The organism is uncultured Williamsia sp., from assembly GCF_947494875.1.
Taxonomy (GTDB): Bacteria; Actinomycetota; Actinomycetes; order Mycobacteriales; family Mycobacteriaceae; genus Williamsia_A.
Genome location: NZ_CANLWM010000001.1, coordinates 712093 through 736731, shown reverse-complemented (window position 1 = coordinate 736731; position 24639 = coordinate 712093). Strand labels below are relative to the sequence as shown.

Here is a 24639-nt window from a genome sequence, read left to right as displayed (position 1 = left end):
GGTCATCTGTGCGCTAATGTCGGTTCACCATGACTTCCGCTCCCGCTCGGTCGCGTCGACACCCCGACCGTCGTCGCGTCCTGTTGGACGCCGCGGCATCGCTCTTCGCCGAGCGCGGATACGCCCGGGTGTCCGTCGCCGACGTCGCGCGGGCGGCAGGGGTGACCGCGCCGGGCGTCTACCGCCACTTCGCGGACAAGCAGACGCTGCTCGCGGAGACCGTGATGGCGCGCGTCGACGACCTCCAGGCGTGCACCGACGGCGCGCTGTCGACACCGCCACGCGATCGCGCCGAACAGCGGGACGCCCTCGTCGCGGCGGCCTGCCGGATGGGTTTGCACCGTCCCGACGCCGCGATTCTCTGGCGCTGGAACGGGGTGTTCCTCTCGGACGAGCAGAACGTCCAGGTGCGCCGCCGCACGGGCGAGATCCTCGACCGCTGGGCCGCCGCCCTGACCTTCGACCGCGACGACCTCACGCCGCGCACCACCCGACTCATCGCCTGGGCCGTGTTGTCGATCGTGGGCAGCACGTCCGCGCACAGCACACGGATCCCGGTGGGACGCGCCCAGGCCCGGCTCGCGGAGCTGGTCCGGCGGGCGATCGCTGTCGCACCCGACGACGCGCCGCCCCTGACGCACGTCGCCGTGCCCGGCACACCTGCCGACAGTCGCCGCGGGGAGATCCTCGACGCGGCGTCCGACCTGTTCGAGCGGCGCGGGTACGGACATGTCGGTGTGGACGAGATCGGCGAGGCCGTCGGGATCACGGGGCCCAGCGTCTACAAACACTTCCCCAGCAAGGTCGCGATCCTCGTGGACATCGGGCGCCGCAGCGCCGCGCGTCTCGAGGCGGGCGCGATGGCGGCCCGCGCGGCGACCACCGATCCGCAGGAGTTCCTGGGCGCACTCGTCGAGTCCTATGTGACGGTTCTCAGCACGACACCGGACCTGTCCGTCGCGTTCAACAACGGTCCGGTGCTCAGGGAGACCGATGCGCAGGATCTCCTCGCCGCGCAGCACCACTACGTGCGACGCTGGATCACGCTGGTGACCGAGATCGAACCCGGTCTGGCGCCGGCGGAGGCCGCGGTCACCGTGCACGCCGCGCTGAGCATCGCCAACGACGCGGTGCGGATGCGGCGGGGGCGGATGCGCCCCGAGCTGCCCGCGCAGCTGGCCTGCCTGATGAGAGGTGTCCTGGGACTGTGAGCGATCCGTTGTCCGACATCGAGGATGCGCTGCTCGGCGGGCCGCCGGTGTTCAGCCGCGACCAGGCAGTCGCCGAGCTCGGCGTCGACGCCGACTTCGCCCACGAACTCTGGCGGGCCTTCGGCTTCGCCCATGACGACCGCGCCGAGGCGATCTTCACCGAGGACGACCTCGCTGCGATGGGGACGGTCATCGCGGCGTACGCCGCCGCGCCCGAGGGAACCACGGTCGCCGCGGCGCGGTCGATCGGGCAGACGATGTCGCGCCTCGCGGACTGGCAGGCCTACCGCCTGCACGAGATGGCGAACGATCCCGACAACGACATCAGCATGGCCCAGATGGCCACGGCGATGGGGCGGGTGCAGACCCTGATCTGGCGCCGCCATCTCGCCGCCGCCCTGCGCAACCTCTCGGTCGACCGCGGCGCCAACGGGGACGAACGCCACGACCTGAGCATCGGCTTCTGCGACATCGTCGGGTACACGAGCCTGTCGCGAAAGATCGGCATGGAGGAGCTAAACACGCTCCTCGAGACGTTCGAGGTGAAGGCGAGCGAGATCGTCACCGAGCGCGGTGGCCAAGTCATCAAGACACTCGGCGACGCGGTGATGTTCGCCGTCGACGACGCCGCGTCCGCCGTCGAGATCGCGCTGGAACTCCATTCGATCTCCGACCTCGACGACTTCCCGCCGCTGCGGGTCGGTCTCGCCTACGGCCGCGTGCTGACACGCTTCGGCGACGTGTTCGGGGAGCCGGTGAACATCGCCGCCCGCCTGACGGGATCGGCCCGTCCCGGGACGTCGCTCTGCGACTCCGCGCTCGCCGACGTGGTCGAGGACGACCGGTTCTTCTTCAAGTCGATCGGCACGCTGAGCGTTCGCGGCTACCGCCATCTCAAGGCCCGCGTCATCGAGTACAACCGCGATCACCAATCCGCCGAGAGCGGCCGCTGACCATCGGGCGATGAGTTCCGGCGACATCGGCGGTCTACATCGCCAACAGATCATCCCGGCCTCAGGAGTTCTCATGCGACAGCTGATCGTCACCGCGTTCGTCTCACTCGACGGGGTCATGGAGGCACCCGGCGGCGAACCCGGCTACCGCAACTCGGGCTGGACCTTCGAGAGCATCGAGTTCGACCCGGCGGCCTACGAGATCAAGGGCCGCGAACAGCAGGAGAGCGGAGCCCTGCTCTTCGGGCGCACCTCCTACGAGGCGTTCGCCCCGGTGTGGCCGACGATGGAGGAGTTCGCCCAGATGAACACCCTCCCCCGCTACGTGGTCTCGACATCGCTGGAGTCCGACGACGACCGCTGGCCGGCCACCATCCTACGCTCGGTCGACGACGTCGCCGCACTGAAGGAGACCGAAGGCGGCCCGATCCTGGTGCAGGGCAGCGCATCTCTGGGCGCATCACTCGCCGACGCCGGCCTCGTGGATCGCTACCACCTGCTGGTGTTCCCGGTACTGCTCGGGGCGGGCAAGCGCCTGTTCAGCGAGGCGGACAAGGACAGCACGCATCTGCGCCTCGTCGAACACGAGGCCTACGGCAACGGCATCCAGAAGCAGGTCTTCGACGTCGTCCACGCCGACTGAGGTCAGTCCGCCTTCGTTTTCCGACGGCGCGGAGAGCATCGGCGCTCCAGCCCGTCGAGCGCCGCCGCCACCATCGGTTCGACCTCGTCGGCGACATCACCGGGGCGTGCACCGTCGACGATGCGGCGTCCGACGTGGTCGACGAACGATTGCAGAACCGACAGGAGCGCGGCCGCACAGGCTTTCGCCGTGAACAGTTCGTCCTCGTCGCCCGTGTCGACGATCGCGGCCGTCAGCGCATCCGCCTGGCGGTCGCGCGACTCGAGAACATAGCGCCGAACCTCGCTGCTCGTCGCACACAACGCGGGTAGGTCGCCCGCCGACTCGCCGGGCGACCTCCCGCGCAGGATGTCGACCTCGGCCAGGAAAGCGGGACGGACCGCCGCGACCGGCGAGACCCCGCGGGGTCGGGCGGTCACCAGCCGCACGAGCGTGGACGTGACCTCCTCGTCACGGTCGAACAAGAGGTCCCGTTTCGTCCCGAAATGGTTGTAGACGGTCTGCGGCGAGACCTCGGCCGCGGCGGCGACGTCTGCCACCGAGACGTTCTCGTACCCACGCTCACCGAAGAGACGTGCTGCAGCATTCGCGATCTCGGCACGCGCGCGTCGCTTCTTGCGCTCTCGGAGACTGGCCTCGGTCACGCTCGCGACCCTAACACCGAACTCTCTACATTTTGTAGTTAACTCTAGACATGGAGTGGACTCCAGAGTATGAAGAATCGTGAGATCGGCACCCGGTCGTCGAACCCTGAGCGTGGTCGTGGTGCAGCCGACAGAGAGGACGACGAGATGACGCGAGCAGCACACCGCATGGGCGTGTACCGCTACGAACACACGGAGCCGCTCTTCGACGGACGCGTCGACATCGACGGTGTCGACAAGCCCCTCGTGAGTGCTGATCTCATCTCGGATCTGTTCCGCGAGGCGGCGGGCGGCGGGCTCGACATCGCCGAATACGGGCTGACCTACTTCGTCCGCACCTTCGAGCAGGACGACTCGCCGTTCCTGGCGCTGCCGATCTTCCCCAACCGCAACTTCCGCCATTCGGCGCTGTTCGTCAACGCGGACGCGGGGATCGACCACCCCTCCGACCTAGTCGGCAAGATCGTCGGGGAGTTCGCCCTCTGGGGGCATGATCCGGGTGTCTGGATGAAGGGGGTCCTGCACGACGAGTACGGGATCACCCCAGACCAGATGTCGTGGGTCATCGGCGGCACCGATCACCCCATACCGTCGTTCGACTGGATCCCCCAGCCGATCCCCGGGGGTGTGGACGTCCGTCACGCCGGACCGGACGAGACGCTGGCGGAGATGCTCGAGCGGGGCGAGATCGACGCGCTGTTCTCCGTCGACGTCCCGCGTACGTTCCTCGACGGCACGTCGCACAGGATCCGCCGACTCTTCCCCGATCACCGCACGGTGGAACGCGACTATTACGAGCGCACCGGCATCTTCCCGATGATGCACGCCATCGCGGTCCGTCGTGAGCTCGCCGCGGACGCGGCCTTCATGCGCGATCTGTACGCCGGGTTCGACGAGGCGAAGACGATCGTCCAGAAGCAGTACCTCGAGGGGGCGTCCAAGCAGCACATGTCCGTCATCACGCCCTGGTTCAGTGACCTGTTCGCATCGAACCGGGCGTTGTTCGGCGAGGACTGGTGGCCCTACGGCACCTCGGCCAATCGCACTGCGGTGGACACCTTCCTGCGGTACAGCCACGAGCAAGGCCTGACGCGGCGCCGTCTGCAGGTCGAGGAGATCATCGTGCCGGCTCTGCTCGACACGTGATCGTCATCAGCCGGAACGGTCAGCGCGTCGGGTAGACCCTCACCTCGGCCGCCTTCACCGTCAGCCACACATCTGTTCCGGCAACGAGTCCGAGGTCGGCGACCGCAGCCCAGCTGACCTCGGCGGTGATCTCGGCGAGTCCTGCGACACAGCGGACCGAGGCACGGGAGCCGGCCGGTGCGATCTCGGAGACCCGGGCCGCGATGACCGTGCGCGGGCTGCCGTGGGCCGGAGGCTCGGTGTAGACCGCGACCGCGGTCGGATCGAAGACGGCGGTCGCGCCTCCACCTGTGGCGGGGACGGCATCCGCCGATGGTTCACCCACGACCCGCACGCGGTCGGCGGTCACGGCCTCTCCGTCCCAACGACCGGTCACGAGGTTCAGCCCGGCCAGCCGTGCGGCGAAATCGTCGGTGGGGCGGGCGAGTACGTCGCGGACCGGTCCGTGCGCGGTGACCCGACCCCCTGCGATCACGACGGCGGTGTCGGCGAGGGTGACGGCGTCGACGAGGTCGTGGGTGACCAGCAGCGCGATGCGTCCACGGTCGGCGAGAACCCGTCCGACGAGGGTGCGCAGGCGCGCCGCCACGTCGACGTCGAGCGCCGAGAACGGTTCGTCGAGGAGCAACACCGCGGGGTCGGCGGCGAGCGCGCGGGCGACGGCGACCCGCTGCGCCTGCCCACCGGAGAGCTGATGCGGCTTGCGGTCGAGGAGGTCGGTGACGTCGACGGCATCGGCCCACCGCTCGACCCGCTGTCGGATCTCGTGGCGTCCCAGGCGTGCCGAGGCGGGGGCGAAGGCGATGTTGCGGGCGACCGTCATGTGCGGGAAGAGTCGCGCCTGTTGGCCCAGCAGGGCGACCGATCGTCGGTGCGGTGCGACGAAGGTGTCGTCGTCGACGAGGGTCCGCCCGCCCACGCTGATCGAGCCCTTCGTCGGCCGCAGCAGACCCGCGACGAGGTTGAGCAGGCTGCTCTTGCCCGCGCCGTTGCGACCGAGCACCGCCACCGTCGACCCGTCGGGCACCGTGATGTCGACATCGAGGTCCGGGGCGGCCGACGTCGCCCGCACACGCAGTGTCACAGCGCGTTCCCCGCACCGGGCCGACGGAGATGCACCGCGATCACGACGACGAGCGCGACGACGATGAGCACGAACGACAGCGGTAGCGCCTGCTGGGGGTCGTTGATCTCGTCGACGTAGATCTTCAGCGGCGCGGTCTGCGTGACGCCCGGCGCGTTGCCGGCGAACGTGATCGTCGCGCCGAACTCACCGAGGGCCCGCGCGAAGGCGAGAACCAGCCCGCTCAGCAGCGCCGGGGCGACCAGCGGGATGGTCACCCGCAGCAGAGTGCGGGTGGGACCGGCGCCGAGCGTGGCGGCCACCTGCTCGTACGACGATCCCGAGACCCGCAGCGCGCCTTCGACACTGATGACGAGGAACGGCAGCGCCACGAAGGTCTGCGCGAGGACGACCGCCGTCGTCGAGAAGGCGATGTCGATGCCGAGGACGGTGAGGTGCTCGCCGATCAACCCGCGACGACCGAACGCGTAGAGCAGCGCGATGCCGCCGACGACCGGAGGGAGCACCAGCGGCAGGAGCACCAGTGCGCGCACCACCCGGAGGACCACTCCGTCGGATCGGGCGAACACCACCGCCATCGGCACCCCGATGATCACACACAGCACCGTGCTGACCACGGCGGTACGCAGGCTCAGTTCCAGTGCCTGCAGCGATGATTCGGAGGTGATCGACGAGAAGAAGTCACGCCACGGCAGACGCTGGGTGAGGGCGATCGGGGGGATGACGATGAGCGCCAACCCGATGAGCGCGGGCAGGTACAGCCAGACGGGTACACCGCGCGCGCCCGGCTGTTTTCTCACCGTCCGGCGCCGAACCCCAACGCGCTCAACACCTGCTGGCCCTCGGTGCCGGTGACGAGGTCGATGAACTGCTTGGCCTCGCCGGCGTGCTGCGTGCCCTTCACCGTCGCGATCGGGTACTCGTTGACCACCGCGGCGAAGGCGGGATCGTTCACCGCCGCGACCTTCGTCCCGGCGGCCTTGGCGTCGGAGGTGTAGACGAGGCCGGCGTCGGCCTGACCGCTCGTCACCTTGGTCACCACGCCCGACACCGACGTCTCCTCGCTGGCCGGGCGGATGTCGACGCCGGTGTTCTTCTCGACGATCGCGGCGGCGTTACCGCACGGGACCTGCGGGGCACACAGGACCGTCGTGACACCCGAGCGGGCGAGATCACGGACCGAGGTGATGTTCTTGGGGTTGCCGGGCGCGGTGATGATGGTCAGCACGTTGCGGGTGAACGTCGTCGAGTCGAGCGCATCGGCACCGAGCGAGGTCATGGTCTTCTGGTCGGCGGTGGCGATGACATCGGCGCTCGCACCCTGCTTGATCTGGGTCACCAGAGCCGATGACCCGTCGAACGTGGTCCGAACCTTCACATTCGGGTGCGCCTTCTCGAAGTCCTGCGCGATCTCGGTGAAGCCCTTCTTCAGCGAGGCGGCGGCGAACACCGTCAGCGTGACGGGCGCGTCGCTCGCCGAGGAGGAGCCCGACGCGGCCGACGACCCCGAGGTGTCGTTCGACGAGCAGGCGGTGGCGAGCGCGGCCACCGCGAGCACGAGGCCGGCGACACGAAGGCGGTTGCGGGTCATCAGTTCTCTTTCTCCACGGAGCTGTCGGGGCGTTCGACGATGACGGTGGTGGCCTTGACGACGGCGGTCGCGACGACGCCGACCTCCAGGTGCAGATCCCGGACGGCGTCGGTACTCATCAACGACGTGACCTCGAACGGGCCACACTGCATGGTCACCTGCGACATGACGGTGTCGGAGCGGACGTCGGTGACGAGGCCGACGAACCGGTTGCGCGCCGACCGTCCGACGCCCGTGCCGTCGGTCGGCGGCTCGGGGGCACGGCGGCTCGCCAACCGGGCGAGGTCGGCGCCGTCGACGACGGTACGACCGGCACCGTCCGTCGAGGACGCGACATCGCCCCCGGCGATCCACCGACGCACGGTGTCGTCGCTCACGCCGAGCAATTCGGCGGCGCGGCGGACGCGAAGGGGTGTCACGACGCGATCGTACGCAGATGCGGCTCAGTGATGTCATTCAGTCCGCATCTGCGGAGGGTGCTCCCGGTACCGTGTCAAGGATTCCCCGCAAAACGAGAACGTGTTCTCATTGCGGTATGGATTTCGTGCTCGTCGACCGCCCTGTGCCGGACATCGCCGTCGTCACGCTCAACCGTCCCGAGCGGATGAACTCGATGGCGTTCGAGGTCATGATCCCGCTGCGCGACACGTTGCGGGCCCTCAGCGACGACACCTCGGTGCGGGCCGTCGTCCTCACCGGTGCCGGGTCGGGCTTCTGTTCCGGCGCCGACCAGAGCGGCGACGTCCCCGACGTCCCGCACATCGGCGGGTTGACCACCCCCACCATCGCTCTGCGGATGATGGAGCTTCTCGACGACCTCGTGACGACGCTGCGCGGGATGCACCAGCCGGTCATCGCCGCGGTGAACGGCGCCGCGATCGGAGGCGGCCTCTGCCTCGCCCTTGCCTGCGACATCCGCGTCGCAGCGACCGGCGCCTACTTCCGCGCGGCGGGGATCAACAACGGGCTCAGCGCATCCGAGCTCGGACTGAGCTACCTGCTCCCCCGCGCGATCGGCTCGTCGCGGGCGTTCGACATCATGCTGACGGGCCGCGACGTCGACGCGGCCGAGGCCGACCGCATCGGGCTGGTCTCGCGCGTCGTCGACGAGGCGGACGTCGTCGGGGAGGCCGTCCGGTACGGCCAGACCATCGCGGGCTGGAGCCGACCCGGGATCGAGCTCACCAAGAAGACCCTGTGGGCAGGCCTCGACGCGTCGTCGCTCACCTCACACATGCACGCCGAGGGCATCGGTCAGCTCTTCATCCGACTGCTGACCGGCAACTTCCAGGAGGCTGTGAAGGCCCGGAAACAGAAGCGGCCGCCGGTCTTCCAGGACTGACGTCACTCCGTCCGTGGCGCATCGGGTCCCGGCTGACAGTGCGGACACCACCATGTGCGGCGACGCTCGGGATCGTTCGGGACCTCGTCGACGACACGGATCGGGGTGCCGCACCGCAGGCACGGCTTGGCCTTGCGGCCCGCGACCCAGTGTTGTTCGCCGCGCCGGGAGTTGCCGGTGGTCACCTGGTAGGCACCGGGGACGGTCGCCGAGTGGTGGATGGCCTTGCGGCCGAGGCGGAGCAGGGCCGGCACGTCGACCTCACCGATCGGCCTCCACGGGTTGAGGCCACGCAGGAAACACAGCTCGTTGACCCACAGGTTCCCGAACCCGGCGACGCAGCGCTGGTCGAGCAGAACGGCCGAGACGGCGCGGTCGGGGTCGGCCGTCATCCTGCGCACGGCCTCGTCGAGATCCCAGTCCGCGCGCAGCGGGTCCGGTCCCAGATGACCGATCACGGTGTGTTCGTCGGCGGTGCGGATCAGCTCGACGATCGGCATCTTCACGCCGTAGGCCGCGGGGCCGTCGCCGCCGGTGGACGACGTGGTGCGCAGCAGGACGCGGACGTCGAGCATCATGTCGCGCGGCAACCACTTGCCCTGCCGGGACACCGTCCAGCTGCCCGTCATGAGCATGTGCGTGTGCAGCGTGAGGTCGTCGGAGAACCGGGTCAGCAGGTGTTTGCCGTGGGTGTCCAGTCCGAGCACGGTGTGGTCGGAGAGATCGGCGGTCGCGTGGGCGGGGACGCGGAGCTCGCCACGGGTCACCGTCCGGCCGACGAGCACGTCGAGCTTGCGGGCGGCCACGTAGACGCTGTCACCTTCGGGCACTCCCCCATCGTGCCTGTTGCGCCGGGGCCGATAGCGTCGGCGGCATGAGCCTGCGGATCCTGCTGACCAACGACGACGGCTGGGAGGCGCCCGGGATCACGGCGCTCGCCGAGGGGCTCCGCGCCGACGGGCACGATGTCGTCGTCGTCGCACCGGCGACCAACCAGAGCGGCGCGAGCGCGCGGATCTCGTCGTCGGGGAAGCTCACCGTGGCGCGGCCCCACGGTGACGACGAACCGGTGTGGTCGGTCGACGGCTCCCCCGCCGACTCCGTCATCTTCGGGCTGACCCACGTGTTCGGCACGGTGCTCGGTGCAGCGCCCGACCTGGTGGTGTCCGGGGCGAACGCCGGCGCGAACGCGGGCCAGGCGGTGCACTTCTCGGGCACGGTCGGGGCCGCCGTGTGCGCCACCGGGTTCGGCTGCCCGGCGATCGCGGTGTCGACGCACATGGCGTGGGACACCACGCCGACCACCGATCTCTTCGATGACACCGTCCGCGCGGTCACCGCGCTGCTCGCGGGCCCGGCACCTGCCGACCTCATTCCCGACGGCGCCGTCCTCAACGTCAACATCCCGAACGCCGAGGCACCCCGACCGCTGACCGCGTCGGCCGCGACCGCCGACCCGCTGCCGATGGGTCGGATGGGCTACTCCGGTGACGGCCCCGAGTTCCAGCTCGCCTTCGAACCCGGACCCGAACCGGCGCCCGGCACCGACACCGCCGTCCTGCGATCGGGACGGATCAGCTTGTCGGTGGTGCCGGTGACCGGCACCCCCTCATCCGCCGACCACCTCGCCGCGATCGCGAGCGAGCTGACCGAGCGGATGTCCGTTCACCAGTAGACGCCGGGGATCAGCCGGGCGATCCGCTTCGCCGACTCCGGGAGTGACGCGTTCGGCACCGGCACCGGCGGCTTGGAGCCCTTCTTCGACGACGAGCTCTCCACAGGCTTCTCGCCCTTCGCGGCCGCGGACTCCGGGAACAGCCGGTAGGCCTGGTGCAGCAGCAGGTTCTTGAAACGCGGGGCGAAGATGCCGGTGAACTCGGCGATCGTCCCGACGGGTGTCTCGATGCGGACGGGCCGCTTCTCCAACGCCCGGATCACCATGTCCGCGGCGTCGTCGGGGGACGACGTCGGCAACGACTGATAGATCGTGGTGGGCGCGATCATCGGGGTACGCACGAGCGGCATCTTGATCGACGTGAAGGTGATCCCGTCGTCGTGCAGCTCCGAGGAGATCACGTCGCTGAACGCGTCGAGCGCGGCCTTGCTGGCCACGTAGGCGGAGAACCGCGGGACCTTGGTCTGCACGCCGATCGACGAGACGTTGACGATGTGCCCGAATCGCCGCTCCCGCATGCTCGGCAGCAACGCGAGCACCAGGCGCACGGCCCCGAAGTAGTTGACGCTCATGGTCCGTTCGAAGTCGTGCATGCGCTCGGTCGAGTGCACGATGCCCCGTCGGATCGACCGACCCGCGTTGTTGACGAGGAAGTCGACGTGGTCGTGCTCGTCGAGGACGCGCTTGACGGTGATGTCGACCGACTCGTCGTCGGTGATGTCGCAGGGATAGCCGTGCGCGTCGCCGCCCGCGGACCGGATCTCCTCGACCGCGGCCTCGAGATCCTCCGCGCCGCGGGCGATGAGGATGACGCGGGCGCCGCGCCGGGCAGCCTTGTGTGCCGTCGCGAGACCGATGCCCGACGAGCCGCCGGTGATCATCACCCGACGCCCGGCCAGCTCGCCCTCCGGGCTGGGGCGACGGGCACGGTTCGGGTCGAGGTGGTGGAGCCAGTAGTCCCACAGCACGTCGGCGTACTCGGAGAACTCGGGCACCGACAGGCCCGTGCCGGCGAGCTCGCGCTGCGTCGCCGACGAGTCGAACACCGACGGGAACGCCATGTGCTCCAGGATCACCGGCGGGATGCCGATCTGGTCGAGCAGGAGGTCGCGGGCGATCTTGATGCCCGGCAGCTCCGTCGCCGCGAGCGCGCGGGTCGAGATCGCCTCGGGGATGGCCCCGACGACAGTCGGTGCGCCGGCTGCGCGCGCCAGGGCACCGAACACCTCCGACGCCGACTGCGGACGCGGGTTCACGAGATGGAACGCGCGACCGTCGAGATCCGAGGACCCGTGGATCAGTTCGACCATCGCGCCGGCGACGTAGTCGACCGGGACGATGTTGGTGTCGCCGATGTTCGGCACCAGCGTCGGTAGCAGGTGCGGCAGCTGGGCGAGGAGGCGCAGCGCGGTGAAGAAGTAGTAGGGACCGTCGATCTTGTCCATCTCGCCGGTCTCGGAGTCCCCGACGACGATCGCGGGCCGGTAGACGCGCCACCGCAGTCCGGCCGCCTCGCGGACCATCTTCTCGGCCATGAACTTCGTCTCGTGGTACGGCGAGGGCAGTCCCTGGCCGAGGTCGAAGTCGTCCTCGGTGAAGAGGCCACGGTGATCGCCTGCGACGGCGACCGACGAGATGTGGTGCAGCGTCGCGTCGAGTCGACGCGCGAGGTCGATCACGGCGCTCGTGCCGGCGACGTTGGCCGCCTCGGACTCCGCCGCACTGGCCGTCATGTCGTAGACGGCACCGAGATGCACGACGTGGTCGGCGGCGGGCGCGTCGTCGCCGAGTCCGAGCTCCGGCTGGGTGAGGTCACCCACCAGCGGGATCACCCGGTCGCCACCGATCCAGTCCGCCGCCATGCGCTCGATCCGCGGGACCGACGACGATCGGACCAGGGCGTGGACGGTCGCACCGGGCTCACGCTCGAGGAGACGGGCGACGACCCGTCGCCCCAGGAACCCCGTCGCGCCGGTGACTATGTAGGTGGACATCACACCTCCGTGTCGTGCGGGCAGAAGACGGTGTCCATCGTCGCCCACCGAGCACCCCGCACACAGGCGGTTGCCCAGATCGGGGCGCCGTCCCAGTGGCTTCCCAGCGGTCCTGGTGAGACTCCCGCCATGACATCGATCGCACACGCTCCCGTGACCACCGACCTGCCGAACCGTCCCGAGGGCTTCCTCCCGACGACCCGCGTCCGCGCCGGCGGCGCAGCGCTCGTCACAGGCGGTGCCCTGTGTGTCACCGGCGGGACTCTCCACCCCATCGTCGACGGCCGCTCCCATTCGGTGGACGCCCTCACCGCTCCGCTCTCCCCACTCGCCCAGGTGCTGCTGGCCGTCGGGACGGTCCTGCTGATCCTCGGGCTCCCGACTCTGCACGGGTGGCTCGACGGACGCATCGGGCGCCTCGGGTCGATCGGTCTGCTGGCCTATCTGCTGGGCAACCTCGTGACAGCGGGCGCGCACCTCGTCGTCGAGGTGTTCGTCGCGCAACCACTGGCCGCGGACCCGGCGACGGCAGGTCTGATCAGCGACGACGACTCGATGCTCGGCACCACGGCATTCGATGCGGTGAACGGCGTCGGTGGTGTCGTGATGCTCGCGGGCATTGCGGCGTTCGGGGTCGGGTTGCTGCGCTCGGGCGCCGTACCGCGGTGGATCGGCGCTCTCACCACGGTCGGCATGCTCGGCTTCTTCCTGCCGATCCCCGCGACCCAGTTTCTGTCCGGGTTCGTCTACGAGGCGCCCCGCGGGATCGCGATCACCGCTCTCGGCGTGCTCATGCTCCGCTCACGCCGTCGGTCCGTGAGCCTGTCAGGTCAGTGAGGCGGCGGTGGTCCGCAACTCGTCGAGCGCGATGATCGCGAGGTCGGCGAGTGCGACGTCGACGGAGGGGTCCTCGGTCCAGCGGGCGAACCCGATCTTGAAGGCGAGCACGCCCAGCTCGGCGGCGAGGTGCGCGGTGGTCTCGGCGACGCCCCGCTCGACCAGCGCACCATGCATCGCCGCGGCCAGCCCGACACTCTTCAGCGCGTCGCGCTCCTGCAGTTCGGCGCTCGCCTCGACGGCGGCCTGGATCCGCGGTCCCCGTTCACGATTCGCGGCACCCATCACCTCCGAGGCACGCCGCAGGCCCTGGGCCACGGCCTCGAGAGCTGTCGCGCCCGCCGGGGCCTGGGCGATGCCCTCGGCGAGGAGCGTGCTCAGCGTCTCCTGCCCGGCGACGAGCACCTCGCGCTTGTCCGAGAAGTGGCGGAAGAACGTGCTCCTGGTGACCCCGGCCCGCTCGGCGATCTGCGCGACGGTCGTCTCGTCGTAGCCCTGCTCGGTGAACAGATCCACGGCCGCCACGACCATCCGTTCACGCGCATCGGGTTCCCATCGGGCCATGCCGACGAGTCTAGGTGATGCGACACGTGTCGCATCACGGTGTACGGTGACGGGACAGATGTCGCATCACTCGACGCGGCCCGAGATCAGGAGACACCATGCACGTGTTCGTCACCGGCGGAACAGGACTCATCGGCGGAGCGGTGGTGCGCGAACTCGTGGCGCACGGTCACACCGTCAGCTCACTCGCCCGCTCGGACTTGTCGGCCCGCACCGCTGCCGACGCGGGAGCCGAGCCGGTCCGCGGGTCGATCTCCGACCTCGACGTCGTCCGCGCGGCCGCGGGGAACGCCGACGGCGTCGTCCACCTCGCCTTCGACCACTCGGCGCTCAGCGAGGACGCCTGGGCTCGAGCGATCGAGGAGGAGTCCGCCGCGGTCGGGGCGATCGGCGAGGCCCTCCGGGACAGCGATCGCCCCTTCGCCGTGGTGTCGGGGACGCCGATGATGGCCGGCGAGGTCGCCACCGAGGACGACCCGCTCCCCCTCGAGGGCCCGGTCGCGGGTCGGTCACGCACGGTCACGGGTGTTCTCGCCCTGGCCGATCAGGGTGTCCGGTCGGTCGCGGTCCGCATGCCGCGCACGGTGCACGCGAACGGCGAGGGCGGGTTCGCCGGCATCCTCACGACCATGGCGCGCGGCTCCGGGGTCTCCGGCGTCCCCGGTGACGGCACCCAGCGCTGGCCGGCGGTGCACGCGGACGACGCGGCCGCCCTCTTCCGCCTGGCGCTGGAGAAGGCGCCGGCCGGCACCGCGTGGCATGCGGTCGCCGAGGAGGGTGTGCGCGTCGCCGACACCGCAGAGGTGATCGGCCGCCGGCTCGGGGTCCCCGTCCGGCCTGTCCCCGACGAGACGTTCGGTGCGCTGGGGTCGGTCTTCCGGATGGACCAGCCCGCGTCGAGCCGTCGGACCCGCACGGAACTCGGCTGGGACCCCACCCATCCGGGCCTGCTGGAGGATCTCGAGCTGATCACACCGTGAACCCGTACCGTCGGGAGCGTGGAGCCGCAGAGCTATTCCTCGGGTGAGCGGGTGTTCGGTCCGCCGCGCGGGACGTTCGACGCCGACTGGGCGGCCACGGCGCTGCGGTCCACCCGACCCGATCTCGACCACCCGACGTCGGTGCGGCTCATGGAACGCGCGTGGGCGCTGATCCGCGAGGACGGTCTGCGCGGCGCGGACCTGGCAGCGTCGCTCGCCGAACGGGACGGCGTCGACGCGACGACGGCAGCCGTCGCGGCGGCCGTCGGGACCGAGATCGCGCAGTTCTACCTCGATCGCTGACCTGACACGTCGATTCCGACGGGTTCCGGACATCCCGGACGACTCCCACCGATGAGTTCCGACCGCCGAGCCGGTCAGAACTCGTGACTCCCGCCCGTCCGAGAGGTTCACCGATGACCGCACCCAGCCCGAAATCCGATGGCGATTTGTCCGACTCCGCCGATACCCTGACGGCCATGTCGACCCCCGCCCCGACCTCGTCCGACACCCCCGCCATCGAGGCGATCGGACTGGTGAAGAAGTTCGGGGACGCCCTCGCCGTCGACGACGTCAGCTTCTCCGTCCCCCGCGGCAGCGTGCTGGGCCTGCTGGGCCCCAACGGCGCCGGCAAGACCACCACGGTGCGGATGATGACGACGCTCACGCAACCGACGTCCGGCACCGCGCGCATCGCCGGACACGACGTCGTCGTCGAACCCGACGCGGTCCGTCGCACGATGGGTCTCACCGGGCAGGCCGCCACCGTCGACGAGCTGCTCACCGGTCGCGAGAACCTCGCGATGGTCGGTGGGCTGTACGGGATCCGCCGCCGCGACCTGCGTCGCATCTCCGATCAACTCCTCGAGCAGTTCTCGCTCGCCGACGCCGCCGACCGCCCCGTGAAGTCGTACTCCGGCGGCATGCGCCGCCGGATCGACCTCGCGGTCAGCCTGCTCACGGCGCCACCCGTGCTGTTCCTCGACGAGCCGACCACCGGGCTCGACCCCCGGAGCCGCTCGGAGCTGTGGGACGTGCTGCGCGGGCTCGTCGCGCAGGGCACGACACTGCTGCTCACCACGCAGTACCTCGAGGAGGCCGACCAGCTCGCCGACGACATCGTCGTCATCAACAAGGGCAAGGTCATCGCGCAGGGCTCCCCGCTGCACCTCAAGGAGCAGGCGGGCAAGGCCAGTCTGGTGCTCACCGTCTCCCACGCCGACGACATCCCCGCCGCCGAGTCACTGCTGCGCAAGACCGGCGGGGAGGTCTTCGTCGACACCGGCGCCCGCCGGCTCACCGCACCCGCCGACGGCCTCGCCGACATGAACCGGGTGATCGGCTGGTTCACCGACAGCGGCATCGCCGTCGACGACATCGGCCTGTCGCGACCCAGCCTCGACGACGTGTTCCTCTCCCTCACCGGTCATCGTGCCGACACCACCACCGACGCCCCGCAGGAGATCCCGGCATGACCGCCACCGTCACACCCCCCGCGGTGTCGCTCACCGCCCCCGAGATCCGTCGCACCACCGTCATCCAGCAGTCCTGGATCATGGTGAAGCGCAACCTGATCCACACCAAGCGCATGCCGGAGATGCTCGCCGACGTGACGGTGCAGCCGATCATGTTCGTGGTGCTGTTCGCCTACGTCTTCGGTGCGTCGATCACACAGACCGGCGGCGTCGACTACAAGGAGTTCCTGCTCCCCGGCATCATGGGGCAGACCATCGTCTTCTCGGCGTTCATCGTCGCGACGGGCATCTGCGGCGACCTCGAGAAGGGCATCATCGACCGCTTCCGGTCACTGCCGATCAACCGGTCGTCGGTGCTCATCGGCCGCAGCATCGCCGGACTCCTCCACTCGTCGATCGGAATCGCGGTGATGGCGCTGACGGGTCTCCTCATCGGATGGCGGATACGTGGGAACGCCGGCGAGGCGATCCTCGCCTTCGCGCTCATCGTGGTGTTCGGCTTCGCGATGATCTGGTGGGGCATCTTCGTCGGCTCGCTGATGCGGTCGGTCGAGGCCGTCAACGGCGTGATGTTCACGGTGCTGTTCCCGATCACGTTCGTGGCCAACACCTTCGTCCCCACCGGCCCGATGCCCACCTGGCTGCGGACCATCGCCGAGTGGAACCCGATCTCGTCGCTGGTGCAGGCCCTTCGCGTGCTGTGGGGCAACGGACCCGACGCCGCTCCCGGCGCCGCCCTGCCGCTCCACCACCCGGTGCTGGCAAGCGTCCTGTGGTCGATCGGCCTGACGCTGGTCATCGCGCCGTTCGCGTTGCGCGCGTACAACAAACGCACGTCGGACTGACCGCCGAATCCGCCGTTTCCGGGGACAGGGTGGGCGGTGGCGGGGCTACCGTCGAGCGATCACCCCCGCTCGGAAGGCCCGTCATGGCGGTCACCACCACACCCTCGTACTGCCGCTTCTGCCACAGTTGCTGCCCGATCCTGGTCGACGTCGACGGCGGGGTCCCGGTGAAGGTCCGCGGCGACCGCGACAACGAGTTGTTCGGCGGGTACACGTGCGTGAAGGGCCGCCAGCTGCCGGAGCAGCACACCCACCCCGACCGGTTGCTGCACTCGCAGAAGCGGCAGCCGAACGGCACCTATGCACCGATACCGGTGGAGCAGGCGATGGACGAGATCGCCGCGAAGATCGGCCAGGTGCTCGCCGACCACGGGCCACTGGCCGTCGCCAACTACGGCGGCACCTACGGGCAGGTGCACCCGGCGACGGCCCCGATGCAGATCGCTTTGATGAACGCGATCGACTCTCCACGGCGGTTCACGGCGATGACGATCGACCAACCGGGTAAGGCCATCGCGAAGGGGTTGCTGGGCATCTGGCTGGCACCCCCACAGGGGTTCGACGACGCCGACGTCGGCCTGATCATCGGCGCGAACCCGCTGGTGGCCGTCTCCGGTGGTCTGCCGAACGTCAACCCGCGGCAGTGGTTGAAGAAGGCCCAGCAGCGCGGCTACCGCCTGATGGTCATCGACCCGCGCGTCACCGAGACCGCACGCAAGGCCGACATCCACCTGCAGCCGCGACCCGGTACCGACATCCCGCTCGTCGCCGCCATCCTGCGGGTGATCATCGACGAATCGCTCTACGACCACGACTTCGTGGCATCCGACGTCGGCGGGCTCGACGACCTGCGCCGCGCCGTCGAACCGTTCACCCCCGAGGCCGTCGCCGCGCTGGCCGACGTCGACGCGGACGAGATCGTGACGATCGCCCGGACGTTCGCGGCCGGCCCGCGGGGCGTCGCGACGGCGGGCACCGGGCCGAACATGTCCGCGGCCGCGGGCACGCTGCTGGAGTACCTACTGCTGTGTCTCAACACCATCTGCGGCCGCTGGTTGACGGCCGGCGAGAAGGTGTGGAACCCCGGCACCCTCGTCGAACCGTTCCCGGCGATGGCGATGGCGTTCCCGCCGGTCACCGCCTACGGGTTCGGCCAGCCGCTGCGCGTACGAGGACTGGCCGACAGTCTCGCCGGACCGTCCACCGCGGCCGTCGCCGACGAGATCCTGCTCGACGGACCCGAGCGCATCCGGGTGCTGATGAGCTGCGGCGGGAACCCGGTGGCGGCGTGGCCCGACCAGCGGAAGGTGGTCGAGGCGCTCGACAGCCTGGAGATGCTGGTGCAGATCGACCCGTGGATGTCGGCCACCGCGCGTCGCGCGGACTACGTCATCGCGCCGAAGCTGTCGTTGGAGATGCCCGCGATGACGTCGCTCTTCGACATGCTCCCCGCCTACGCTCCCGGGTTCGGCTGGAACAAGCCGCACGCGCAGTACACGCCGGCCGTCGTCGAGCCGCCAGAGGGCTCCGACGTCATCGCGGAGTGGGAGTTCTTCTTCGGTCTCGCCCGACGGCTCGGTCTGGAGTTGTCGCTGCGTCCGATCGACATGAACGGGCCCACCGGTACCGCCTACCCCATCGACATGTCGGTCACGCCCGACGAGGAGGAATTGTTCGAACTGTTGACCGCGAAGGCACGGGTGCCCCTGGAGACGGTCAAGCGACATCCCCACGGTGCGGTCTTCGAGTCGGACATCCATGTCGCCGAGAAGGACGCGGGGTGGGAGCACCGCCTGGACGTGGGCAACGCACAGATGCTCACCGACCTCGCCGACGTGGCGCGCGAGATGACCGCCGACGCCTCGACGTGGGCGGGCGCGGACTACCCGTTCCGCGTGATCTCGCGACGCATGTTCACCCGGTACAACTCCGGCGGCCACACGCTCGACGCCCTCACCGAGGCCGACCCGCAGAACCCGGCGTACATGCATCCCGACGACCTCGCGGCGATCGGCGTGGTCGACGGCGACGCGGTCGAGGTGAGTTCCCCACGAGCCACCGTCCGTGCCGTCGCCGGTGTCGATCCCGGGTTGCGGCGGGGGCTGGTGTCGATGACACACGCCTGGGGTGACGCCGACGATCTGGACGACGAGCCCGCGGGTCAGGCGGGGGCGTCGACCGCCAGGCTGTCGTCGGTGGGCGACGCCTACGACCGGTACAGCGGTCAGCCGGTCATGAGCAACATCCCGGTCAGCGTGCGGCCCGCCCGGAACTGAGCACCGCGACAATCCTCCGAAAACCGACGAACCCGGTGTATGCCCCTGGTGTGCACCGGGTTTCGTGCGGTAAGCCCGACGCATGCGGGCCACGGCAGCAGACAAGCTCGACTCCGATCAGCGGTCCGCGTTCGCCGCCAGCTACCTCGGCTGGACGATGGACGCGTTCGACTACTTCATCCTCGTGCTGGTCTACAAGGAGATCGCCGACGACTTCGGTGTCTCGCTTGAGAAGATGGCGTACCTGACGACGGTCACGCTCGTGATGCGACCGGTGGGTGCGTATCTCTTCGGTCTGTGGGCCGACAAGATCGGCCGCCGCACACCGCTGATCGTCGACGTCTGCTTCTACTCGGTCGTCGGCTTCCTGTGCGCGTTCGCCCCGAACTACTGGGTGCTGTTCGTGCTGCGCCTGCTCTACGGCCTCGGCATGGGCGGCGAGTGGGGGCTCGGCGCCGCGCTGTCGATGGAGAAGGTGCCCGCGCACCGCCGCGGCTTCTTCTCCGGCATCCTGCAGGGCGGGTACGCCGGCGGATACCTGCTCGCGTCGCTCGCCTATCTGCTCGTGCACTCCTGGCTGGATCTCAGCTGGCGGTGGATCTTCGCCCTGTCCCTGCTCCCCGCGCTGGTCAGCCTGATCATCCGCCTCGGCGTCTCCGAGTCCGAGGTGTGGGTGACGACGAAGGAGACGCTGAAGCAGCACAACACGTCGGTGCGGAAGGTCTTCCTCGACTCGACGATCCTGCGACGGTTCGTCTACCTGGTGATCCTGATGGCGGCGTTCAACTTCCTCTCGCACGGCACCCAGGACATCTATCCGACGTTCCTCAAGTCGACCGAGGATCGCGGCGCCGGGCTCGACGCGACCACCGCCACGTGGATCGCGGTGATCTACAACGTCGGCGCGATCATCGGCGGGTTCATCCTCGGGTGGGCGTCGGACCGGATCGGCCGCAAGGGCGCGATCGTCATCGGCGCCCTCCTCACACTCCCCCTCATCCCGATCTTCGCCTACTCGACGTCGGCCGGGATGTTGTGTCTCGGTGCGTTCCTCATCCAGGCGACGACGCAGGGCGCGTGGGCCGCGGTCCCCGCGCACCTGTCGGAGATGTCGCCGAACGCGATCCGCGGGTTCTACCCCGGCGTCACCTATCAGCTGGGCAACGTGATCGCGGCGTTGAACCTGCCGCTGCAGCAGACCCTCGCGTCGCGGTACGGCTACCCGGCAGCCCTGGCGACGACCGTGGCCATCGCCGCGATCGCGGTCGCCGTGCTGACGGCCGTCGGATCACAGGCCACCGCCGTCGACTTCACCGCCGCCGAACCCGAACGGGCACCCGATCTGGTCTGACCGGGTGCCCGGGGCTGCTCAGGCGGTCAGCGCGAGCGCGGCGAGCGGGTCGCTGTAGACCGCGTCCAACGAGACCGCGCCGGCGGCCTGCTGCTGCACCGACGCACCGGCGCGTGTCACCCGCACGTCGCGGCTGGCGGCCGCCGGTGTGGACCGGACCGCCCTGGCCACCGCGGGCAACGTCGACGGGGCGTCGGTGAACGCCTGACCACCGAGGATGACGTGGTCGGGGTTGAACATGTCGGCGATCAGCGAGACCGTGCGGCCCAGCACCTCTGCACGCTCCAGCAGGATCGCCGACGCGATCTCCTCCCCCGCCGCGGCCGCGGCGTGCACGTCCTCGACCTGCTCGGCCGCCAGTCCGGCCGCGCGGGCGGCGTCGACGATGCCCGTGTCGCTGACCGCGGGCTCGAGGCGTCCGGTCTTCTCCGGGTCGAGCCAGGTGGTCGCGCCGATCGGGAAGTGTCCGATGACCGGCGGACCGGCGGTCGGGGTGTAGACGGTGCCGCCGACCGTGAACGCGATGCCCACCATCTCGCGGGCGTAGAAGTACAGGAAGCTGCCGGGACCGTCGCCGTCGGAGAGGGACTCGGGGTTCACGAGCAGTTCGGCCGCGGCCATCGCCTCCACGTGCGAGGCCACCGACACGGGCAGGCCGATGGTCTGCGACAGCACGGGACCGACCGGCGCCGCGGTCCAGCCGAGGCGGGGATGGTCGACGAGACCGCCCTCGGCGACGCGACCTCCGATCGCGACACCGGTCCACAGCACGCGCTGCGACGGCCACCGTGACGCGAACCGTCGCGCCGACAGTCCGATCGCCGTCAGCGTCTGCTCCGGGGTGTCACCGACGGGGGTGGGGATCTGGATGGCCCCGACCACACGGTGCTGCAGGTCGTGGGTGGTGATGGCGGTGACCTTGAGCCCGATGTGGATGCCTACGGTCAGGAAATCGGTCGTGTTGACCTCGAACGGCAGTCGGGGACGGCCGATGGCGCCGGCCGGCGCGAGGTCGGCGCGCTCCCGCACGATCCCCGCCTTCAGCAGCGCGCTGACCTGACGGTTCACCGTCGAGATGGACAGCCCGGATTGCGCGGCGGCGTCGTCGCGGAAGATCGGACCCTGCAGACGGGCGATGCGCAGGACGACCGCCGACGGTTTCGTCGACAGCTGCAGCTGTGGCGTCGCGATGTGGATGACCGGTGTCCTCGTCGTCAGCGGGCCCCCGGCCGCGCCGATGGCCAGTGGTCGGGATCCCGGTCGCGTCCGCGCTCCGGCGTAGAGCGGACGGGGGCCGGCGGGCCGGCGGCGGGTGGTGACGTGGTCGAGCGATGCGGTCATGGAGATGTCCTGTCGAATGTGCCACATCCGGCGCGACGTGCAGGGATGTGAACGCGAATGTCTGGGATCCGGTGATCGGGCGACGAGCCGACGACCGGGATGGCTCAGAGATTCGTGCGACAGAGAAGACGTGCGAAAGGCAGACGGCAGCCCAGCGCGGTGATCACGTAGGTGACCTCCGGGATGGACGACGTCGTGCTCGGCATGTCGCTGAATCTAGCAAGGCGAACCGGGGGCGGCAAAAGCGGGACGTCGCAGGTCAGGGCGGTGGGGTTTCGCTCACGGCGCGTAAAAGTCCGCATCGGCGAGAAGCCGCACGCCACACTGGACCCCGACCTCGACCCGACGACGGAAGGATGCCGCGTGCCCGTGGATCTGCACTGGTTCCTGCCCACCTACGGGGACTCGCGCGACCTCATCGCCGGCGGCCACGGCAGCGGTATGCGCGGCGACCGCCCCGCGGACCTGAAGTACCTCAAGCAACTGGCCGCTGCGGCCGAGATCAACGGCTTCTCCTCGGTCCTGATCCCGACCGGTCAGTGGTGCGAGGACGCCTGGCTGACCGCGGCGTTGCTCGCCGACGCGACGGACACACTGAAGTTCCTGGTCGCCGCGCGCCCCGGACTCGTCAGCCCGACGCTGACCGCACAGATGGCCGCGACGCTGCAGTGGCAGTCGCAGGGGCGCCTGCTGATCAACGTCGTCACCGGCGGGGAGAGCTCAGAGCAGCGCGCCTACGGCGACTTCCTGACCAAGGACGCCCGGTACGAGCGGACCGGCGAGTTCCTCGAGGTGCTGCACCGACTGTGGACCGGTTCCGAGCCGGTCACGCTGAACGGCAACCACATCCGCGTCGAGAACGCCGACATCCCGCGTCGCCCCGATCCGGTACCGCCGATCTTCTTCGGTGGCTCGTCGCCCGCCGCCGGCGCTGTCGCGGCGCGTCACGCCGACACCTACCTCACATGGGGTGAGCCGCCGGCCGCGGTCGCCGCCAAGATCGACTGGATCCGTGACCTCGCCCGCGACGTCGGTCGCTCCCCGACGTACGGCATCCGGCTGCACGTGATCGCTCGCGAGACGTCGGAGGCGGCGTGGGCCGAGGCCGATCGGCTTCTTCATGCCCTCGACCCCGCTGTCGTGCGTCAGGCGCAGGCGTCGCTGGCCCGTTCGGAGTCCGAGGGCCAACGTCGGATGCGGGAACTGCACGGCGGTGGCGACGACTTCGTGACGTCCCGCGACGCGCGCTCGCTGGAGATCCACCCGGGTCTCTGGTCGGGAGTCGGCCTGGTCCGCGGCGGAGCGGGAACCGCGCTGGTCGGCTCGTACGATGAGGTCGCCGACAGCATCGCCGAATACGCGGCTCTCGGGCTCGACCACTTCATCCTCTCGGGCTACCCCCATCTGGAGGAGGCGTACCACGTCGGGGAAGGTGTCCGACCGGCACTGGCCCGACGGGGACTGCTCGACGACGACCCCGCCCCCGACACCGGGCGGACGGGAACGGCTTTCCTCTCCGCCCTGGAGCCCGCGAGCGCGTCCTGAGACCTGATCCGAAACACCGACAAGGAAGACACACATGAGCACCGACGGCATCGCCGACGAGATCAAGTTCGCCTACTGGGTTCCCAACGTCAGTGGTGGGCTGGTCACCAGTGACATCGAGCAGCGGACCAACTGGGAGTTCGAGTACAACAAGAAGCTCGCCCAGACCGCGGAGCGTGTGGGGTTCGAATACGCCCTCTCGCAGGTGCGCTACATGGCGTCGTACGGCGCGGAGTTCCAGCACGAGTCGACGTCGTTCTCGTTGGCGCTCCTGCTGGCGACCGAGAAGCTGAAGGTCATCGCGGCCATCCACCCCGGCCTGTGGCACCCGGCCGTCCTCGCGAAGTTCGGCGCCACCGCCGATCACCTGTCCAACGGGCGCTTCGCCATCAACGTCGTCTCCGGCTGGTTCTCCGGTGAATTCAAGGCCCTCGGCGAGCCGTGGCTCGAGCACGACGAGCGCTACCGCCGCAGCGCCGAGTTCCTCGAGGTGATCCGCAAGATCTGGACCGAGGACAACGTCGAGTTCGCCGGCGACTTCTACCGGATCCGCGACTTCACGCTGAAGCCCAAGCCGCTCAACACCCCCGAGCGCCCGAACCCCGAGCTGTTCCAGGGCGGCAACTCGACCGCGGCCCGCCGCAACGGTGGACAGTTCGCCGACTGGTACTTCTCCAACGGCAAGGACTTCGACGGCGTCACCGAGCAGATCGAGGACCTGCGGTCGGTCGCACAGGCGCACAACCGCTCGACGAAGTTCGGTCTCAACGGCTTCATCATCGCCCGCGACACCGAGAAGGAAGCCCACGACACCCTGCGCGAGATCATCGAGAAGGCCAACAAGCCCGCGGTGGAGGGCTTCCGGGACTCGGTGCAGCAGGCCGGCAAGTCGACCTCGGACGGCAAGGGCATGTGGGCGGACTCGAAGTTCGAGGACCTCGTCCAGTACAACGACGGCTTCAAGACGCAGCTGATCGGCACCCCGGAGCAGATCGCCGAGCGGATCGTCGCCTACAAGCGTCTCGGCGTCGACCTCATCCTCGGTGGCTTCCTGCACTTCCAGGAGGAGATCGAGTACTTCGGCGAGAAGGTCCTGCCGCTCGTCCGCGAGATCGAGGCCTCACAGAAGGTCCCTGCCTGAC

Annotated in this window: 24 protein-coding genes; 15 read left to right on the top strand and 9 right to left on the bottom strand. The window is 69.6% G+C overall.

Going from position 1 to position 24639, the window contains the following annotated elements:
- Window positions 1-29 precede the first annotated feature (29 nt).
- From Q1A98_RS03635 to Q1A98_RS03625, 3 genes are all read left to right on the top strand, one after another.
- On the top strand, window positions 30-1211 hold the full coding sequence (locus tag Q1A98_RS03635; RefSeq protein WP_299569942.1) for a TetR/AcrR family transcriptional regulator: 1182 nt from the start codon (window positions 30-32) through the stop codon (window positions 1209-1211).
- A complete protein-coding gene (locus Q1A98_RS03630; protein WP_299569940.1) occupies window positions 1208-2164 on the top strand; it encodes an adenylate/guanylate cyclase domain-containing protein in 957 nt (318 codons plus the stop codon). The genes Q1A98_RS03635 and Q1A98_RS03630 overlap by 4 nt, the downstream gene beginning before the upstream one ends.
- 73 nt (window positions 2165-2237) lie before the next feature.
- Complete coding sequence (locus Q1A98_RS03625) at window positions 2238-2807, top strand: dihydrofolate reductase family protein (protein WP_299569938.1); 570 nt, start codon at window positions 2238-2240, stop codon at window positions 2805-2807.
- A gap of 2 nt (window positions 2808-2809) precedes the next feature.
- Here the strand turns inward: Q1A98_RS03625 and Q1A98_RS03620 are convergent, their stop codons facing one another.
- A complete protein-coding gene (locus tag Q1A98_RS03620; RefSeq protein WP_299569936.1) occupies window positions 2810-3451 on the bottom strand; it encodes a TetR/AcrR family transcriptional regulator in 642 nt (213 codons plus the stop codon).
- Between the two features lie 147 nt (window positions 3452-3598).
- On the opposite strand from Q1A98_RS03620, the gene Q1A98_RS03615 reads away from it, so the two are divergent.
- Window positions 3599-4597, top strand: coding sequence for a 4,5-dihydroxyphthalate decarboxylase (locus tag Q1A98_RS03615; protein WP_299569934.1), 999 nt, complete (start codon window positions 3599-3601; stop codon window positions 4595-4597).
- A gap of 19 nt (window positions 4598-4616) precedes the next feature.
- Here Q1A98_RS03615 and Q1A98_RS03610 read toward each other — a convergent pair whose 3' ends face one another.
- The 4 genes from Q1A98_RS03610 to Q1A98_RS03595 are packed head-to-tail and all read right to left on the bottom strand — an operon-like array spanning window position 4617 to window position 7691.
- Window positions 4617-5681: an ATP-binding cassette domain-containing protein gene (locus Q1A98_RS03610; protein WP_299569933.1), complete on the bottom strand. Its 1065-nt coding sequence runs from the start codon at window positions 5679-5681 to the stop codon at window positions 4617-4619.
- Window positions 5678-6481 (bottom strand): ABC transporter permease, encoded by an 804-nt coding sequence (locus Q1A98_RS03605; RefSeq protein WP_299569931.1) that lies wholly within the window; start codon window positions 6479-6481, stop codon window positions 5678-5680. The genes Q1A98_RS03610 and Q1A98_RS03605 overlap by 4 nt, the downstream gene beginning before the upstream one ends.
- A complete protein-coding gene (gene modA / locus Q1A98_RS03600) occupies window positions 6478-7272 on the bottom strand; it encodes a molybdate ABC transporter substrate-binding protein (RefSeq protein WP_299569930.1) in 795 nt (264 codons plus the stop codon). Before modA ends, Q1A98_RS03605 begins: the two co-directional genes overlap by 4 nt.
- The gene (locus Q1A98_RS03595) at window positions 7272-7691 is read right to left on the bottom strand and encodes a TOBE domain-containing protein (RefSeq protein WP_299569928.1); all 420 of its coding nucleotides are present in this window, start codon (window positions 7689-7691) and stop codon (window positions 7272-7274) included. Before Q1A98_RS03595 ends, modA begins: the two co-directional genes overlap by 1 nt.
- A 116-nt stretch (window positions 7692-7807) precedes the next feature.
- Here Q1A98_RS03595 and Q1A98_RS03590 point away from each other — a divergent pair, with 116 nt between their 5' ends.
- Window positions 7808-8614 (top strand): enoyl-CoA hydratase, encoded by an 807-nt coding sequence (locus Q1A98_RS03590; RefSeq protein WP_299569927.1) that lies wholly within the window; start codon window positions 7808-7810, stop codon window positions 8612-8614.
- Between the two features lie 2 nt (window positions 8615-8616).
- Here Q1A98_RS03590 and Q1A98_RS03585 read toward each other — a convergent pair whose 3' ends face one another.
- On the bottom strand, window positions 8617-9444 hold the full coding sequence (locus tag Q1A98_RS03585) for a DNA-formamidopyrimidine glycosylase family protein (protein ID WP_299569926.1): 828 nt from the start codon (window positions 9442-9444) through the stop codon (window positions 8617-8619).
- Window positions 9445-9488: 44 nt separating this feature from the next.
- On the opposite strand from Q1A98_RS03585, the gene surE reads away from it, so the two are divergent.
- Window positions 9489-10289 (top strand): 5'/3'-nucleotidase SurE, encoded by an 801-nt coding sequence (gene surE / locus Q1A98_RS03580; RefSeq protein ID WP_299569924.1) that lies wholly within the window; start codon window positions 9489-9491, stop codon window positions 10287-10289.
- On the opposite strand, the gene Q1A98_RS03575 is transcribed toward surE, so the two are convergent.
- Window positions 10280-12283, bottom strand: a complete 2004-nt coding sequence (locus Q1A98_RS03575; RefSeq protein WP_299569922.1) for an SDR family oxidoreductase — start codon at window positions 12281-12283, stop codon at window positions 10280-10282. The two genes, surE and Q1A98_RS03575, sit on opposite strands and share 10 nt — an antisense overlap.
- A gap of 129 nt (window positions 12284-12412) precedes the next feature.
- On the opposite strand from Q1A98_RS03575, the gene Q1A98_RS03570 reads away from it, so the two are divergent.
- Window positions 12413-13120 carry a hypothetical protein gene (locus tag Q1A98_RS03570; protein ID WP_299569920.1) on the top strand — a complete coding sequence of 236 codons (708 nt, stop codon included), beginning with the start codon at window positions 12413-12415 and terminating at the stop codon, window positions 13118-13120.
- On the opposite strand, the gene Q1A98_RS03565 is transcribed toward Q1A98_RS03570, so the two are convergent.
- The gene (locus Q1A98_RS03565; RefSeq protein WP_299569918.1) at window positions 13109-13684 is read right to left on the bottom strand and encodes a TetR/AcrR family transcriptional regulator; all 576 of its coding nucleotides are present in this window, start codon (window positions 13682-13684) and stop codon (window positions 13109-13111) included. The two genes, Q1A98_RS03570 and Q1A98_RS03565, sit on opposite strands and share 12 nt — an antisense overlap.
- 98 nt (window positions 13685-13782) lie before the next feature.
- On the opposite strand from Q1A98_RS03565, the gene Q1A98_RS03560 reads away from it, so the two are divergent.
- From Q1A98_RS03560 to Q1A98_RS03535, 6 genes are all read left to right on the top strand, one after another.
- Window positions 13783-14664, top strand: a complete 882-nt coding sequence (locus Q1A98_RS03560; RefSeq protein WP_299569916.1) for an SDR family oxidoreductase — start codon at window positions 13783-13785, stop codon at window positions 14662-14664.
- An 18-nt stretch (window positions 14665-14682) separates the two neighbouring features.
- Window positions 14683-14967, top strand: a complete 285-nt coding sequence (locus Q1A98_RS03555) for a hypothetical protein (protein ID WP_299569914.1) — start codon at window positions 14683-14685, stop codon at window positions 14965-14967.
- A 176-nt stretch (window positions 14968-15143) separates the two neighbouring features.
- Window positions 15144-16139, top strand: coding sequence for an ATP-binding cassette domain-containing protein (locus Q1A98_RS03550; protein ID WP_299569913.1), 996 nt, complete (start codon window positions 15144-15146; stop codon window positions 16137-16139).
- Window positions 16136-16984, top strand: a complete 849-nt coding sequence (locus tag Q1A98_RS03545) for an ABC transporter permease (protein ID WP_299569911.1) — start codon at window positions 16136-16138, stop codon at window positions 16982-16984. The genes Q1A98_RS03550 and Q1A98_RS03545 overlap by 4 nt, the downstream gene beginning before the upstream one ends.
- Window positions 16985-17067: 83 nt before the next feature.
- Window positions 17068-19260, top strand: coding sequence for a molybdopterin dinucleotide binding domain-containing protein (locus Q1A98_RS03540; protein WP_299569909.1), 2193 nt, complete (start codon window positions 17068-17070; stop codon window positions 19258-19260).
- Window positions 19261-19342: 82 nt separating this feature from the next.
- Complete coding sequence (locus Q1A98_RS03535) at window positions 19343-20611, top strand: MFS transporter (RefSeq protein WP_299569907.1); 1269 nt, start codon at window positions 19343-19345, stop codon at window positions 20609-20611.
- 18 nt (window positions 20612-20629) lie between these two features.
- Here Q1A98_RS03535 and Q1A98_RS03530 read toward each other — a convergent pair whose 3' ends face one another.
- Entirely contained in the window at window positions 20630-21808 is a 1179-nt protein-coding gene (locus Q1A98_RS03530) for an ROK family transcriptional regulator (RefSeq protein WP_299570548.1), read from the bottom strand.
- Window positions 21809-22315: 507 nt separating this feature from the next.
- Between Q1A98_RS03530 and Q1A98_RS03525 the strand changes: the two genes are divergently transcribed.
- Together Q1A98_RS03525 and sfnG are read left to right on the top strand one after the other, a co-directional pair.
- A complete protein-coding gene (locus Q1A98_RS03525; RefSeq protein WP_299569905.1) occupies window positions 22316-23497 on the top strand; it encodes an LLM class flavin-dependent oxidoreductase in 1182 nt (393 codons plus the stop codon).
- A gap of 34 nt (window positions 23498-23531) precedes the next feature.
- Window positions 23532-24638 (top strand): dimethylsulfone monooxygenase SfnG, encoded by a 1107-nt coding sequence (gene sfnG, locus Q1A98_RS03520; RefSeq protein ID WP_299569904.1) that lies wholly within the window; start codon window positions 23532-23534, stop codon window positions 24636-24638.
- Window position 24639 lies beyond the last annotated feature (1 nt).